The organism is Providencia rustigianii (genome assembly GCF_900637755.1).
Classification (GTDB): Bacteria; Pseudomonadota; Gammaproteobacteria; order Enterobacterales; family Enterobacteriaceae; genus Providencia; species Providencia rustigianii.
The window spans coordinates 137,666-153,232 of the sequence record NZ_LR134396.1; the positions used below are offsets into that span (position 1 = coordinate 137,666).

At 42.4% G+C, this 15,567-nt stretch carries 14 protein-coding genes; 12 read left to right on the forward strand and 2 right to left on the reverse strand.

All coding sequences use genetic code 11. The features are described 5' to 3' along the window. Positions 1 to 47: 47 nt before the first annotated feature. The 6 genes from EL244_RS00650 (at position 48) to EL244_RS00675 (ending at position 6,153) form a co-directional block, all read left to right on the forward strand. Positions 48 to 746 (forward strand): fimbria/pilus periplasmic chaperone, encoded by a 699-nt coding sequence (locus EL244_RS00650; protein WP_039854655.1) that lies wholly within the window; start codon positions 48 to 50, stop codon positions 744 to 746. A 91-nt stretch (positions 747 to 837) separates the two neighbouring features. After that, a complete protein-coding gene (locus EL244_RS00655) occupies positions 838 to 3,474 on the forward strand; it encodes a fimbrial biogenesis usher protein (protein WP_006813949.1) in 2,637 nt (878 codons plus the stop codon). Positions 3,475 to 3,517: 43 nt separating this feature from the next. After that, a complete protein-coding gene (gene fimF, locus EL244_RS00660) occupies positions 3,518 to 4,021 on the forward strand; it encodes a type 1 fimbrial adaptor subunit FimF (protein WP_006813948.1) in 504 nt (167 codons plus the stop codon). Between the two features lie 34 nt (positions 4,022 to 4,055). After that, a complete protein-coding gene (gene fimG / locus EL244_RS00665; protein ID WP_039854653.1) occupies positions 4,056 to 4,547 on the forward strand; it encodes a type 1 fimbrial minor subunit FimG in 492 nt (163 codons plus the stop codon). Between the two features lie 14 nt (positions 4,548 to 4,561). Beyond that, positions 4,562 to 5,497, forward strand: coding sequence for a fimbrial protein (locus tag EL244_RS00670; protein ID WP_392397986.1), 936 nt, complete (start codon positions 4,562 to 4,564; stop codon positions 5,495 to 5,497). 116 nt (positions 5,498 to 5,613) lie between these two features. Next, positions 5,614 to 6,153 carry a DUF2058 domain-containing protein gene (locus tag EL244_RS00675; RefSeq protein ID WP_039854648.1) on the forward strand — a complete coding sequence of 180 codons (540 nt, stop codon included), beginning with the start codon at positions 5,614 to 5,616 and terminating at the stop codon, positions 6,151 to 6,153. Positions 6,154 to 6,170: 17 nt separating this feature from the next. On the opposite strand, the gene EL244_RS00680 is transcribed toward EL244_RS00675, so the two are convergent. Next, complete coding sequence (locus EL244_RS00680) at positions 6,171 to 6,869, reverse strand: RluA family pseudouridine synthase (RefSeq protein ID WP_112835854.1); 699 nt, start codon at positions 6,867 to 6,869, stop codon at positions 6,171 to 6,173. Between the two features lie 177 nt (positions 6,870 to 7,046). Between EL244_RS00680 and EL244_RS00685 the strand changes: the two genes are divergently transcribed. Further along, positions 7,047 to 7,535, forward strand: coding sequence for a cold-shock protein (locus EL244_RS00685; RefSeq protein ID WP_039854645.1), 489 nt, complete (start codon positions 7,047 to 7,049; stop codon positions 7,533 to 7,535). An 85-nt stretch (positions 7,536 to 7,620) separates the two neighbouring features. Here EL244_RS00685 and hypT read toward each other — a convergent pair whose 3' ends face one another. Beyond that, complete coding sequence (gene hypT / locus EL244_RS00690) at positions 7,621 to 8,529, reverse strand: hypochlorite stress DNA-binding transcriptional regulator HypT (protein ID WP_006813934.1); 909 nt, start codon at positions 8,527 to 8,529, stop codon at positions 7,621 to 7,623. A 405-nt stretch (positions 8,530 to 8,934) separates the two neighbouring features. On the opposite strand from hypT, the gene cuyB reads away from it, so the two are divergent. From cuyB to EL244_RS00715, 5 genes are all read left to right on the forward strand, one after another. Then, the gene (gene cuyB / locus EL244_RS00695) at positions 8,935 to 9,642 is read left to right on the forward strand and encodes a cysteate racemase (protein WP_126458026.1); all 708 of its coding nucleotides are present in this window, start codon (positions 8,935 to 8,937) and stop codon (positions 9,640 to 9,642) included. An 88-nt stretch (positions 9,643 to 9,730) separates the two neighbouring features. Next, positions 9,731 to 11,032 carry an anaerobic C4-dicarboxylate transporter gene (locus EL244_RS00700; RefSeq protein WP_039854644.1) on the forward strand — a complete coding sequence of 434 codons (1,302 nt, stop codon included), beginning with the start codon at positions 9,731 to 9,733 and terminating at the stop codon, positions 11,030 to 11,032. Positions 11,033 to 11,600: 568 nt separating this feature from the next. Continuing rightward, on the forward strand, positions 11,601 to 14,045 hold the full coding sequence (dmsA, locus tag EL244_RS00705; protein ID WP_126462690.1) for a dimethylsulfoxide reductase subunit A: 2,445 nt from the start codon (positions 11,601 to 11,603) through the stop codon (positions 14,043 to 14,045). Between the two features lie 11 nt (positions 14,046 to 14,056). Continuing rightward, entirely contained in the window at positions 14,057 to 14,674 is a 618-nt protein-coding gene (locus tag EL244_RS00710; RefSeq protein ID WP_039854643.1) for a DMSO/selenate family reductase complex B subunit, read from the forward strand. 1 nt (position 14,675) lies between these two features. Then, positions 14,676 to 15,533, forward strand: coding sequence for a DmsC/YnfH family molybdoenzyme membrane anchor subunit (locus EL244_RS00715; protein ID WP_126458029.1), 858 nt, complete (start codon positions 14,676 to 14,678; stop codon positions 15,531 to 15,533). Positions 15,534 to 15,567: the final 34 nt, after the last annotated feature.

Consider the following 15,567-nt stretch of genomic DNA (forward strand, 5'->3'; position numbering starts at 1 on the left):
TCACAGATATTTTAAATTTTTTTAGTCAAAGAAGGACAGATGTAAACATGAAAACAAGAATAACTCGTCAACTTATTACAGCCTTATTTATCTTACTCTGTTCTGGTGTATCCACTCAGGTCTATGCAGGGGTTGCATTAGGTGCAACTCGCGTAATTTATCCTGCGGATCAAAAGCAGGTTCAACTTGCCGTAACAAATAATGATGACAAAAGTGTATTTCTTATCCAATCATGGGTAGAAAACGCTAACGGCCAGAAAGATAACCAATTTGCGATTACACCACCACTGTTTTCGATGAAAGGTAAAAAAGAAAATACGTTACGCATTATTGATGCAACAAATAACCAGCTACCGAAAGATAGAGAAAGCCTTTTCTGGTTAAACGTTAAAGCGATACCGGCTATGGATAAGGCTCAGATGAACGAAAATACGCTGCAACTTGCCATTATCAGCCGTATCAAATTGTATTATCGCCCAACCGGTTTATCGGTTTCTCCGGATACCGTTGCTGAAGCATTGCGTTTCAAACGACAAGCTCAAGTGCTGTCTGTTATCAATCCAACGCCGTATTACGCCACAGTGACAGATCTCAATGTCGGTTCAGTGAAATTGGAAAATACCCTCGTTCCTCCGTTTGGTGAGGTATCTATTAATGTGCCTGTAAATGCGAATGGTGCGATTAGCTATAAAACCATCAATGATTACGGTGCGTTAACTGCGAAAATGACAGGGAAAACTCAGTAAAGGCTGGCTTTCTTATTCTTAATAAAGCGCTAAATATCATTCTGAATCAAAGAGTTTACTGAGAGACGTCATTGATCGGATTGGAGGGATCATGTCATATCTGGCATCTGAAAAAAGGCAATTAATTTCGGAAAAAGGATCATTTTTGGGATGTAGATTTGATCTGCGTTTTCCCTTAATTCCATTGACATTCTTTATTGGCATATCTCTGTATCCCTCTTGGGCAGGGGCTGAGCTGTATTTTAATCCGCGCTTTTTGGCAGACGACCCTTCCGCAGTGGCTGACTTATCGGCTTTTGAAAAAGGGCAAGAGGTTCCAGAAGGTACTTACCGTGTGGATGTCTATCTTAATGATGGCTACCTGTTTACACGTGATGTTCGCTTTGTCATTGATGAAAATAATAAAGAATTATCGCCATGTGTAACTCAAAGTGAGTTAGCCAAAATGGGGGTAAATACGCTCGCTATTCCTGAGATCAGTAAATTAGCCAAGGATACTTGTGAGCCTTTAACTTCATTGGTCACCGATTCAACCGCGAGATTCGATGTTGGTTTACAGCGTTTAAATATCACTGTTCCTCAATTATTTATGAAGGATAGGGTCCGAGATTTTATTCCGCCAGAATTATGGGATTCGGGTATTACGGCTGGAATTTTAAACTATAGCCTGACAGGAAGTAATGCACGTAACCAAGATGGTAAAAACAGCAGCTACAGCTATTTAAACCTGCAAAGTGGATTAAATTTTGGGGCGTGGCGCTTACGTGATAACTCGACATGGAGTCACAGTACAGGGAGTGCGAACAGTGAAACGCGTTGGGAGCATATTAATACTTATCTTGAACGTGGGATTAATCAGATTCGTTCCCGTTTAACGATTGGTGACAGTTATACGCCAGGTGACATCTTTGATAGCTTTAATTTTCGCGGTATTCAATTAGCGTCGGATGACAATATGTTACCGGAAAGTCAGCGAGGCTTTGCGCCCGTTATTCGTGGGATGGCACAAGGTACGGCAGATGTTTCCATTAAACAAAATGGTTATGAAATCTACCGTAATACTTTCCCGCCGGGGCCATTTGTTATTAATGATCTCTATGCCGCAGGGAGCAGTGGCGACCTTCAAGTCACGATCACTGAAGCAGATGGTTCAACCAAAAGTTTTACAGTGCCTTATTCATCCGTACCTTTATTACAACGTGAAGGTCACACGCAATATGCGGTCACGGTGGGTGATTACCGTTCAGGTAATGGGCAACAAGAAAAACCAACTTTTTTACAAGGTACAGTAATGCGTGGTTTATCATATGGTTGGACATTATATGGTGGAACGCAATTGGCAAATCGCTATCAAGCTATTAATGCGGGTATCGGTAAAAATATTGGCATATTTGGGGCGCTATCTGTCGATATTACTCATGCGAATGCTAAGTTGCCAGATGACAGTAACCATGAAGGGCAATCAATACGGTTCCTATATAACAAGTCTTTGAATGAGACGGGCACAATTATTCAGCTTGCTGGTTATCGCTATTCCACAAAAGGGTATTACTCATTTGCGGATACGACTTACAAGCGCATGGATGGGTACAACTTGGCAACCCAAGATGGTGTCATCTATGTCACGCCAAAATTCTCAGATTATTACAATTTAGCGTACAACAAGCGTGAAAAAGTTCAGTTGAGTTTAACTCAGCAAATCGGAGAGCAATCCACTTTATATGTGACGGGAAGTCATGAAACGTATTGGAATACTAGTAAATCTGATAAGCAATTACAGGTTGGTATTAATACGCTAATTGAAGGAATTAACTGGGGCTTAAGTTACAGTTTATCTAAGAATTCTTGGCAAGAATCGAATGACCAAATGTTGGCGCTGAACGTGAATATTCCGTTTAGTCATTGGCTTCGTTCAGATAGTCAGTCTATCTGGCGCAATGCCAGTGCTAGCTACAACGTATCCAATGATCTGAAAGGGCGAATGACCAACACCGCCGGTTTGTATGGCACATTGCTAGAAGATAATAATTTAAGTTATAGCGTACAAACTGGGTATTCCGGAGGTGGGCAAGGAACGTCTTCGGCGACTGGGTATACCTCGTTGAATTACCGTGGGGCATATGGTAATGCGAACGTCGGTTATAGCTATACCGATAGCTTCCGCCAAATTTATTACGGCTTTAGTGGCGGCATTTTAGCGCATGCTAACGGCGTCACACTGAGCCAGCCGATGAATGACACTGTGGTATTGGTCAAAGCACCGGGTGCTGGGCATGTCAAAGTTGAGAATCAAACTGGCGTAGAGACAGATTGGCGTGGCTATGCGGTTTTACCGTATGCCACCGAGTATCGTGAAAATCGCATTGCTCTCAACACAAACACTTTGGCGAATAATGTTGACCTCGAAGATCCGGTTGTGAGCGTTGTTCCTACTCGTGGTGCGGTTGTCCGTGCAGATTTCCACCCTAAAGTCGGTGTGAAGGTATTGATGACATTGCTGCGAAATGGAAAACCCGTGCCATTTGGTGCGGTCGTTTCCTCAGAAGAGAACAGCGGCGGCAGTATTGTTGCGGATGATGGTCAAGTTTACTTAACCGGATTACCACTCTCGGGACAGCTTATTGCTCGTTGGGGCGATGGTCCTGATGCACAGTGCCATGTTAACTACACTTTGCCGGAACAGAGCCAGCAAGAAATACTCAGTAAGTACCGTGCAGAATGCCTCTAAGGAGCGAATAGTGTCTGACAAATCAACCGTTTTTTCTGCCACGATGCTGACATTTATGCTGCTATGTCAAAATGCATTTGCCGCAGACAGTACGATAAATATTAAAGGCAATATTAAGGATAATACCTGTGCCGTTGCCCCGGGATCACAAAATCAAGTTGTTGATTTACTGATAAATGCAGTGAAACAGCTACATTCTAACGGCGAAGTGACGCCGCTTGTTCCATTTAGTATTGACCTCACGCCTTGTGGGACAGCGGTGACAGCGGTCAAAGTCGGTTTTGTGGGCATTGCAGATGGAAATAATAAGTCATTACTTGCTTTGGAGGCGGGTAGTGCTAATGCTTCTGGCGTGGGAATACAGATCTTAGATGGTGCTAGAACGCCTCTGGTACTCAATGCAGATAGCAATAATATTTCATGGACACCCTTGATGGCTGGTAAGAGTAATACGCTACATTTCAATGCCCGATTAATGGCGTCTAAGACGCCTGTTGTGGCTGGGCATATTCGTGCAACCGCAACTTTTACTCTTGAATTTCAGTAAGCGGGGGGATGTCATGATAAATAAGAAATGGAAAATGAGGACGGCACTGATATTGGGATTGATCTCGTTATCCATCACGTCAACATTTGCAGCAGATGTAACTGTTACGGTTAATGGAAGTGTGGTTGCTAAGCCTTGTACGGTAGCGACAACAACCGCGAATGTGGATTTAGGGGATCTGTATACCTTCAATTTGGTGTCTCCTGGTGCTGCCTCACAATGGCATGAGGTGACGTTGGATTTAGTGAATTGCCCGGTTGGAACATCTGCGGTAACGGCGACATTCAAAGGAACGACGGATACCACGGGATATTACAAAAATCAGGGAACGGCGACGAATATCCAACTGCAATTACAAGATACCGCGGGTAACAATTTAAATAACGGCGTTCAGAAAAAACTACAGGTCAATGACTCTACATTATCGACAAGTTTCCCGTTACAGGTTAGAGCATTGTCGGTGAAAGGCGGTGCGACGCAAGGAAGCATACAAGCGACTATTGATGTCACCTACACTTATCAGTGAGTTACGTTATGAATATAAAAAAAGTGTTGAAGTTACTGTCGGTTAACGCGTTTATTTATTTTGCTGGGATTTCTTCAGCATCTGCATTTACCTGCCGTGACACAACAGGCAACGTCTTGAGTTACACTCAAAGTCCTGCGACTGCAAATGCCTACGTTAATCTTGTACCCAGTGTTCAAACGGGACAAAACTTAGTTGTCGATTTATCGCAATCCATTTCTTGTCGGAACGATGATCCTACAGGACGAAAAGACTTAGTGAGTATGACCAGAGGTTCTGCTTATGGTGGTGTCTTAACAAATTTTACAGGCTCATTAAGATACTATGGTTCTAGCTATCCATTCCCATTAAATTCCGCAACTCATCAACAAAATTTCAATTCAGGTAGTTTTACGCCTTGGAATACGCAGTTGTATCTGACGCCAGTTTCAGCGGCGGGGGGCGTTGTACTAAAAAAAGGAACGCATTTTGCGACGCTGGTTATGTACCAAGTCGGCTCAGATATCCCCGGTGGCGGAAATATCAATACATCGACATTTACATGGAACTTATACGCCAATAATGATGTGGTTGTTCCTACGGGTGGCTGCGATGTCTCTTCTCGTAATGTTGTGGTGACATTACCTGAATATCCAGGCAGTGCTCAGCCTGTCCCTATTTCTATTCATTGTGCATCCAATCAAAATATTTCTTATTATTTATCTGGTGCGACGGATACCAGTACCTCGATATTTGCGAATACGCTTTCTGGTACTAATACGGCAACAGGAATTGGAATTCAAATATTGCGTAATGGAACGGCGATCTCTGCTAATCAGAATGTCCAGTTGGGGCGAGTCGGAACATCGGCAGTAAATTTAGGTTTAACGACCAATTATGCTAGAACCAAAGGGCAAGTTACGGCCGGAAAGGTGCAATCTGTGATTGGTGTAACTTTCATGTACGACTAGAAGTACATCAAGGAGCCGCAATACGCTGTGTATATTGTGGCTCCCCATTCCCTAACACTCCCGCTGAAATAACAGGTATAATCCCTCAAATCTTATTCAATGGGCTTAAAACCAATATGGCAAAACTTACCTTACAAGAGCAGATGCTCCAAGCGGGACTCGTCACCAGCAAAAAAATGGCGAAAGTCCAAAGAACAGCAAAAAAATCACGAGTTCAGGCTCGAGAAGCTAGAGAAGCCGTAGAAGAAAACAAAAAAGCACAGCTTGAGCGCGATAAGCAACTAAGCGAACAACAAAAACAAGCGGTGTTATCGAAAGAAGCAAAAGCACAAGTGAAGCAGCTGATTGAAATGAATAGAATTCATATCGCAAGAGGCGATATCAGTTTTAACTTCACTGATAATAATCTCATTAAAAACGTCTCTGTGGATAAAACCACTCAAGCTCAGCTCATTAGTGGGCGTCTCGCCATCGCGCGTTTATTAACGGACAACCCAGAAGTGAATGAATACGCGATTATCCCTGCGGTTGTTGCCGACAAAATTGCTCAGCGTGATGAGAGCTATATCGTATTAAATAATGCATTGAGTCAGGAAGCGCAAGACGAAGACGACCCATACGCAGACTTTAAAATCCCTGATGATTTGATGTGGTAATTCGCAATAATATCCGCTTAGAACGGGCTGGCATTATGGGTATTGAGCGGTTCACCGGTGACCGGATGGATAAAATCCAGTTCGCAGGCATGTAACATCAATCGCGGAGTCTGTTCGGTTCCTAGTAACAGGCGACCACCATATAAATCACAGCCCAAAATCGGGTGCCCTAACAGCTGGCAATGAATACGGAGTTGGTGAGTCCGCCCCGTTTCTGGCGTAAGTTGCACCCGAGTTAACGGTAACTGCCCCCCATCATCCAACTCTCGATAAAAACGTTCAATAACGCGATAGCGGGAGCGAGCGGGCTTGCCATTAATTGCACTAATCGACATGAGCGGGAACAGCGCGGGATCTTTAGCTATCGGTGCATCAATCACACCTTCATCATCATCCAAATGCCCACAAAGTAGCGCACTATACATTTTGCCTACAGTGCGTTGGCTGAATTGGTGGCAAAGGGCGGCATTAATGGCTTTATTGCGAGCCACCACCATCAATCCTGATGTCCCAAAATCGAGACGATGAACCAGTGTACATTCAGGAAAAATTTTGACCATACGATGATGCACTGAATCCAAGTTTTGGGGATTTTTTCCCGACAGGCTAAGTAGCCCCGAGGGCTTATTGATTAATATCAGGTGGTCATCCTGATAGAGATACTCAATCGGATCATGGCAAAATGGGGCAATAAAGGTATCAATAATGGTAGACATCGGGCTATCCGGACGAAGAGTGAGGCTGGATGATAACCAATTTTAAGCAGACTAGCGAACCCACTATTCACGCACCAAAAAATTATCATCTAGACTTAAACCAAAGGCGTGGTCTGTACAAGCATTGTGTTTTATACTGCGCGCTGTGAACACTGAGTAAATATTAAGTAGGCGGTAATAACGATGAACGGAATAATCACAACGTGGTTTGAAGAGAAAGGTTTTGGCTTTATCAAAGATGAAAATGGGGATAACCGTTATTTTCATGTGATTAAGGTCTCCAATCCTGATCTGATCAAGAAAGATGCGGCGGTGACTTTCGAACCGACTACCAATACCAAAGGTTTGTCTGCCTATGCCGTTAAAGTCATACCGGAAAGCAAATATATTTATATTGCAGGCGAGCGTATTAAACTGACTGCGATAAAATCCTTCCGTATTTATTATGAAGATGTACCCGCAGATACCCGTATTGATAAAGAAAATACGGTGCTGTCTATTGGCGCCTTGATGAACAGTATCAAACCTAAATCTGACATTAAGCCGGGTCAAATGCGTACACTGAAAAAATTAATTATCGAGACGCTTCATGGCACGACGCTGACTTTTACCGAAGACGAAATTGATGTCGATGATACGCTCAAGCAGTTAAAATCTATCAAATAATTGCTTCCAATATTCTGCCGTTAGTATTGTACTGGCGGCAAAATCTTTGCATTTCCATCCTATCGCTAGTTGCCTATCTTACCTGCTATAGATGCTTTAAATCTTCGGGTATATTTTTCTTTAAGATCCGCCAAAAATCTTCTGCGGTTTTATTTAATCGCGTATTCATGCGATAAATATAAACTTGGATAGGAATTGTCAGTTCAGGGGTATTCAAACAGGCTAGTTTCTTCTCTTTCAATTCGTTGATAACAGAATAAATGGGTAACCAAGCAATACCATGCCCATCTAATGCCATGTTTTTCAATAACTCACTCATTGAAGACATAAACAGAGTTTTAGAACTGATGGCTCCAAATTCACTTAACCGACGATTGACCAACCTTCCCATATATGAGGCGCTGGTATAATTCAATAACGGAACTTCGGGCTGGTAAATATCAAAAAGGGGCTTTCCATTTTTATCTGTCGCACAAATGGGGTATAGCTCAGATTCAAATACGTTTAAGCAGCAAAAAGGAGATTGCATTAAATCTTCGTCATAGAAAGAGATAATAAAATCACTCTTACCCTCCCTTAGTGTGTTGACCACTTGCACGACATCGATGGCTTCCACATGATAAACAAACTCCCCACCATAATCAGACAACGAATGCACTAATTTGGGTAGCAGAGCTAACGATAATGAATGTGCTGCGGCAATTTTGATATTCGGTAGGCTCAAAATATTATGCCCTGACAGTTCATTGAGGTTGCACTCTAATTGCTGCAAAAGACTGCGAGCTTGTGAATGAAATATTTTACCTTCTTCAGAAAGCTGTAAGGGTGATGTTGTTCTATCGAATAACTCTACGCCGATTGCCTCTTCTAACGCTTTAATTCGTCGGCTAAATGCGGGCTGAGATAGATTTCTTTGTTCTGCTGCATGAGAAAAGTGGCGACAAGATTCTAGCGTTAAAAAGTCATACAGCCACTTAGTTTCAATATTTTTCATTTGCTTGGCCTTAAAATGACATAAAACGGAAAGATAATAACAATGATGTTTAACGTTAATTATTAGTTACACTATTCAATATTTATTGTGGCGCTATTATTCGTATTATGCATGCCGATAACGTTTCAAACATTAATAAAAATCAAACTCTATTTTTTATTTTGATAAAAAGTGATAAATATTAGTTATTAACCACGAGTTTAATGAAGTAAATCGAAATAACCAATAAATTTGCTATGCACTTTTTGCATCAGCCTATACATACTTGCATTTCTCTTACGCTCAGAATACTGATAAATCTTATTCATGATTTAATTTATTGAACAAATTAATAATTAAGTTCATTTGAAATATTCAAATATTTCAATCAAAGAATTAAGATATAAAATATTGGGAGTTTTAATTATGAAAGGTTTGATTGGTGTTCTAGGTGGAATGGGACCCGCGGCAACTGTCGATTTATTTAATAAATTTGTTACTTTTAATCATGCAAGTAAGGATCAGGAACACATTCCATTAATAATATCATCTATCCCAGATATTCCAGACCGTACAGAGGCACTACTCAATCATGGGGTTTCACCGCTTCCATTGATGGAGGACTATCTTCAAAGACTTGAAGTGGCAGGCGCAGAATGCATCGTTATTCCTTGTAATACCGCCCATTTTTGGTTTGATGAGCTTAAGAAATCATGCCATGTAGAAATATTAAGTATTATTGAAGCGACAATGAATGAAGTTATTTCTACACAGAAAAATAAAATTGGTTTATTAGCCACAGATGCCACCATGCATATGGGGCTGTATCAGCAGAGTATTGAAGATCAAGGTTTGATTTGTATTAAACCTGATAATGAAAACCAAAAAATGATAATGAAAAGTATTTATTTATTAAAATCAGGTGAATTTTCTTTAGCAGAAGACATTATGAAAAAACAAGCAGATATTTTATTTTCAAATGGTGCTGAAATTATTGTTTTAGGGTGTACTGAAGTTCCAGTCATTCTTTCTAATGAAGTTAAATCTCATCCTGATAAATATATCGACTCAACTGGAGCATTAGTTCGGGCGGGTATTAATTGGTATAAAAAACGAATCGGTAAAATAAATTAAAAATAAAAATAATTATTTAAAAACTAAATTAATACAAAAATAAATTCTCATATTACTAATGACAAAATATTGTCTATTGGAGACGATTATGGTTTTTCTAGAAATCATTGTTGTATTAGGAGCGATTTTCTTCGGGATACGAATGGGAGGAATCGGTATCGGTTTATGTGGTGGATTAGGATTAGCGATTTTAACCATCGGATTTGGTTTACCGATAGGCTCTCCCCCGGTTGATGTTATTTTAATCATCATGACTGTTGTTGTCGCAGCTTCCGCATTACAAGCGGCGGGAGGAATGGATTACCTCGTACGCCTTGCGGGTACATTTATGAGGAAAAATCCAAAATATATCAATATCATTGCGCCGATTACAACGTGGGTAATGACCATTATGGCAGGAACCGGTTTTATCGTGTTCTCCATGCTTCCCGTTATTGCCGAGATTGCGAAAGATTCTGGTGTTAGACCGTCAAGAACACTGGCTGGCTCAGTTGTGGCATCACAGATTGCAATTTCAGGTTCACCAATTAGTGCCGCAATGGCAGCAATGCTCACCATCATGGAAGGCAATGGCGTCACATTTATTACCGTGATGTCTGTATGCTTACCAGCCTCTTTTGTCGCGGCAATGGTTGCGGCATTCATTGCGTCACGTCAAGGTTGTGAATTAGAGGATGATGAAGTTTATTTAGACCGTTTACAGAAAGGTTTAATACATAAATATGAAGAGAAAAAAGGGGAAAGCACACCAAAAGAAAAATTCTCTGTCATCTTATTTATTATTGCAACTATCGGTATTGTTATTCTGGCGGCATTCCCTCAATTACGTCCTGGTTTTGATATTGGAAAACCAATGGGGACGCGAGACATCATTATTATCTGCATGTTGAGTGCGGCTTGTTTAATGGTAGTTTTCTGTAAGACATCACCGAACTCGATTGTATTAGCGTCGACTTTCCGCTCTGGAATGAGTTCACTGGCAGTCATATTAGGTATTGTCACGTTAGGTACCACATTTGTTGATGCTCATATGGTACAAATAAAAGAGATCGCAGGAAATGTTCTTTCTTCCTATCCTATTTTACTCTCATTAGTTTTATTCTTTACCTGTGCATTACTTTATTCCCAAGGGGCCACCACGCCACTCATTATTCCTTTAGCCATCGCATTGGATGTACCAACATGGGCGATACTTGCATCATTTGTTGCTGTTACGGGGGTATTCGTTTTACCGACCTATCCAACCTCATTGGCTGCCATGGAGTTTGACTCAACAGGTTCAACTAGAGTAGGGAAATATATTTTAAATCATCCGTTTATGTTGCCGGGATTAGGCGGAATTATTGCTGGAGTCGCATTCGGTTTCATTATCGCACCCATGGTGGTGTAACCGTTTAAATATCACTAGCACCAGAGAATAATCGCCAGAAATAGGAAAACGTTAAGATAACTATTTCTGGATGATTTAAGAAGTTCGACATCCTTAAACAAAATGACATTTAAATTTGATGACTTGGCTTTATTTTTGAGGAATAAATTTTTTTCATCAAAAATAAAGCCTTTTTTATGATCTCTGAATCTTATTTTTCTGGAATAGAAATAACTAATATGGAATAAGAAAACTAAAGTAATTTATTCATACCATTACAACCATCGGTAGTATTTTTTGTATAAAACGCTTATTTATGTATTCGAGTATATAACGTCAGGCTAAAAATTACTTATAAAATCAATTGGATAATAAATCTCATTCGCTTAATAAGCCATAACTTTCTTGACCTAAAACAACTCCTCAATTCTTGTGATTGGTATATTGATTAAATCAAAATTTTAATTACTGCCACTTTTGTGGCTCGTAGTTTTATCGCTAATCGCACGCAGGTCGCGTGCCTACATTCAAATAACTATAGCGAACAGACGTCATACCCTTTTAAGCAATCTAAGTGAGCGAGTTATATATGGCCAATATCAAAGAGAAAGCCGCTGTTTTTGCTCCTCTAACCCGTCGTGGATTTGTTAAAGCCGGAACAATAACGGGTTTAGCGGCGGCGGCTGGAGGATTTTCTCTGCCATTCAGCGCTTCCGCTGAAACAGAGCAAAAAACAGCAGCCCCGACAGGGGATGAAAAAGTGGTTTGGAGTGCATGCACCGTTAACTGCGGTAGCCGTTGCCCGTTACGCATGCATGTGGTTGATGGCGAAATCAAATATGTCGAAACCGATAACACCGGCGATGACGTTTACGACGGACTACACCAAGTACGGGCGTGCTTACGAGGTCGCTCTATGCGCCGTCGCGTTTATAACCCAGACCGTCTGCGCTATCCAATGATGCGCGTAGGCAAACGTGGTGAAGGTAAATTCAAGCGGATCAGTTGGGAAGAGGCTTATGATGCCATTGCTGACAACATGAAACGCATCATCAAAGAGTATGGTAACGAGTCAATCTACCTAAACTATGGTACGGGTACTCTGGGTGGCACAATGACAAGATCATGGCCACCGGGCGCAACCTTGATTGCTCGCCTGATGAACTGTTGTGGCGGTTACTTAAACCATTATGGAGATTACAGCACCGCGCAAATTGCCGCAGGCTTGAATTACACCTTTGGTGGCTGGGCGGATGGTAACAGCCCATCAGATATCGAAAATTCAAAATTAGTGGTGATGTTCGGTAATAACCCCGGTGAAACGCGGATGAGTGGCGGTGGGGTGACTTATTATGTCGAACAAGCACGCGAAAAATCTAACGCGAAGATGATTATCATCGATCCTCGCTACACGGATACAGGGGCTGGGCGTGAAGATGAATGGATCCCAATCCGTCCGGGTACCGATGCCGCGCTGGTGAACGCCATTGCTTATGTGATGATCACTGAAAACCTCGTCGACAAGCCATTCCTCGACAAATATTGCGTAGGTTACGATGAAACCACGATGCCAGCTGGGGCACCAAAAAATGCGCACTATAAAGCGTATATTTTAGGTGATGGACCCGACGGGCAAGCGAAAACACCGGAATGGGCGGCGACAATTACGGGTATCCCAGCAGACCGTATCGTGAAACTCGCTCGCGAAATTGGAACGGCAAAACCCGCTTATATTGTACAAGGATGGGGACCTCAGCGCCGTTCTAACGGTGAATTAACGTCCCGTGCTATCTCAATGCTAGCCATTTTAACGGGTAATATCGGTATTAATGGTGGTAATACTGGGGCGCGTGAAGGTTCATACAGTATTCCATTTGTACGGATGCCGACCTTAACTAATCCAGCGCAAACGAGTATCTCTATGTTTATGTGGACCGACGCTATTTTGCGTGGCCCTGAAATGACGGCAACTCGCGATGGTGTACGTGGTAAAGATAAATTGGATGTACCAATCAAAATGGTCTGGAACTACGCAGGTAACTGTTTAGTTAACCAACATTCAGAAATTAACCGTACCCACGACATTCTTCAAGATGAATCGAAGTGCGAAATGATTGTGGTGATTGATAACCACATGACCGCATCAGCAAAATATGCGGATATTCTACTGCCAGACTGCACAGCTTCTGAGCAAATGGATTTCTGTCTGGATGCCTCTGCGGGGAATATGTCCTATGTGATTTTTGCAGATCAAGCCATTAAACCGCGTTTTGAAAGCCGCAATATTTATGAAATGACCAGCGAAATTGCTAAACGCATGGGGGTTGGTGAGCAGTTTACTGAAAACCGGACCCAAGAAGAGTGGCTACGTCATTTGTATGAGCAATCTCGTGAAGCATTACCGGAGCTGCCAACATTTGAAGAGTTCCGCGCTCAAGGTATTTTCAAAAAACGTGACCCTAACGGACACCATGTCGCCTATAAGAGTTTCCGTGAAGACCCTGTTGCGAACCCATTAACTACGCCATCCGGTAAAATTGAGATCTATTCGGCGCAATTAGCGGAGTTGCAAGACACGTGGGAATTAAATGAAGGGGATGTGATCCATCCGCTGCCAATTTACGCGATGGGCTTTGAACACCATGGCGACCCACTGATGGAAAAATATCCATTGCAACTGACTGGTTTCCACTACAAATCACGAACCCACTCAACCTATGGCAACGTGGATGTATTGAAAGCAGCGTGCCCTCAAGAACTCTGGATCAACCCACAAGATGCGGCTAAGCGCGACCTAAAACAGGGTGACTTAGTACGTGTATTTAACGACCGAGGCGAAGTACGAATTAAAGTCAAAGTGACGCCACGTATTTTACCGGGCGTGGTGGGAATGGGGGAAGGTGCTTGGTATGACCCAGATGGTAATCGTGTTGACCATGGGGGAAGTATTAACGTGCTGACCACTCAGCGCCCATCGCCATTGGCGAAAGGCAACCCATCACATTCTAATCTTGTTGAAGTTGTGAAAGCTTAAGGATGTCAGTTATGTCAACGCAATATGGTTTTTATATCGACTCAAGCCGTTGCACTGGCTGCAAAACCTGTGAGCTAGCGTGCAAAGACTTTAAAAATTTATCTCCGGAAGTGAATTTCCGTCGGATTTATGAATATGCAGGTGGGGATTGGACAGAGCAAAACGGTGTCTATGGGCAAAATGTTTTTGCCTATTATCTGTCTATTTCTTGTAACCACTGTGACGACCCAGCTTGCGCTAAAGTATGCCCAAGTGGGGCGATGCATAAACGTGAAGATGGCTTCGTGGTTGTGGATGAGGAAGTGTGTATTGGTTGCCGCTATTGCAGCATGGCATGCCCTTACGGTGCACCTCAATTTGACCAAGAAAAAGGTCACATGACCAAATGTGATGGTTGTTATGAGCGCGTGGCAGAAGGCAAAAAACCAATCTGTGTGGAATCTTGCCCACTGCGCGCATTGGATATGGCACCGATTGAAGAGCTACGCGCTAAATATGGCGATTTAGCGGAAATCGCACCATTACCTTCAGCGGAATATACCCATCCGAATATTGTTTTAAAACTGAATGCCAATAGCAAACCTGTCGGTGATACCACGGGGCATCTGGCTAACCCGGAGGAAGTTTAATATGGGCGCGGGAATTCATGAATGGCCATTGATGTTTTTTACGGTCATTGGTCAAAGTGTGGCGGGAGCATTTGTGATGATGGCGGCGGTGCTATTTTGTGGCAAATTATCCGTCGATCTTAATCGCAAAGTGCATTACAGCATGTTTGGTTTATGGGTGTTAATGGGCATTGGTTTTCTGTTATCTACCATGCACATGGGAACTCCGCTGCGTGCATTTAATGCCTTTAATCGCCTAGGTGCTTCTTCGCTGAGTAATGAAATTGCCAGTGGGGCGCTATTCTTTGCATTGGGCAGTTTATATTGGCTATTAGCTGTATTAAACAAGATGCCGGCGGCGCTAGGAAAATTATGGCTGGTGGTGGTGGCGGTATTGGCGGTTATTTTTGTCGTGGCAACGTCTCGAGTCTACCAAATCTCGACCGTGCCAACCTGGAATAACCACTACACTATGATCAACTTTGTGTTAACCGCATTCCTCGGTGGCCCGATTTTAGCTGCCTTGTTATTGCGTGTGGCAGGGTTTGATTTACAGTGTATTCGCCGTGTTCCTGCTATTTGCGTGATTGCGTTACTGGTCAGCGCGGCAGCCGCTATTTCCCAAGGTTTTGACTTAGCGAGTATTGAGACATCTGTACAAAAAGCCACAGATTTAGTACCTGACTACGGTTTCTTAATGGATATTAAAATCGTGGCAGTGGCGATGGGATTGGGTTGCTGGATCATGCCAATGATAGCAAAACGTAATCCATCCATACTGAACTTAGGTATTGGTTTCCTACTTGTGATGGTGGGTGAAATCGTAGGGCGCGGAGTGTTCTACGGTCTGCATATGACCGTTGGAATGGCCGTGAATTAAGCCAGATTGAATTAAAGGCTTAGCAAAATATCGC

Bases quoted from the DNA above. Each gene is read 5' to 3' on its own strand.
- EL244_RS00650 (WP_039854655.1), top strand. From the start codon at position 48: ATGAAAACAAGAATAACTCGTCAACTTATTACAGCCTTATTTATCTTA.
- EL244_RS00655 (WP_006813949.1), top strand. From the start codon at position 838: ATGTCATATCTGGCATCTGAAAAAAGGCAATTAATTTCGGAAAAAGGA.
- fimF (WP_006813948.1), top strand. From the start codon at position 3,518: ATGCTGACATTTATGCTGCTATGTCAAAATGCATTTGCCGCAGACAGT.
- fimG (WP_039854653.1), top strand. From the start codon at position 4,056: ATGAGGACGGCACTGATATTGGGATTGATCTCGTTATCCATCACGTCA.
- EL244_RS00675 (WP_039854648.1), top strand. From the start codon at position 5,614: ATGGCAAAACTTACCTTACAAGAGCAGATGCTCCAAGCGGGACTCGTC.
- EL244_RS00680 (WP_112835854.1), bottom strand. From the start codon at position 6,869: ATGTCTACCATTATTGATACCTTTATTGCCCCATTTTGCCATGATCCG.
- hypT (WP_006813934.1), bottom strand. From the start codon at position 8,529: ATGAAAAATATTGAAACTAAGTGGCTGTATGACTTTTTAACGCTAGAA.
- cuyB (WP_126458026.1), top strand. From the start codon at position 8,935: ATGAAAGGTTTGATTGGTGTTCTAGGTGGAATGGGACCCGCGGCAACT.
- EL244_RS00700 (WP_039854644.1), top strand. From the start codon at position 9,731: ATGGTTTTTCTAGAAATCATTGTTGTATTAGGAGCGATTTTCTTCGGG.
- dmsA (WP_126462690.1), top strand. From the start codon at position 11,601: ATGGCCAATATCAAAGAGAAAGCCGCTGTTTTTGCTCCTCTAACCCGT.
- EL244_RS00710 (WP_039854643.1), top strand. From the start codon at position 14,057: ATGTCAACGCAATATGGTTTTTATATCGACTCAAGCCGTTGCACTGGC.
- EL244_RS00715 (WP_126458029.1), top strand. From the start codon at position 14,676: ATGGGCGCGGGAATTCATGAATGGCCATTGATGTTTTTTACGGTCATT.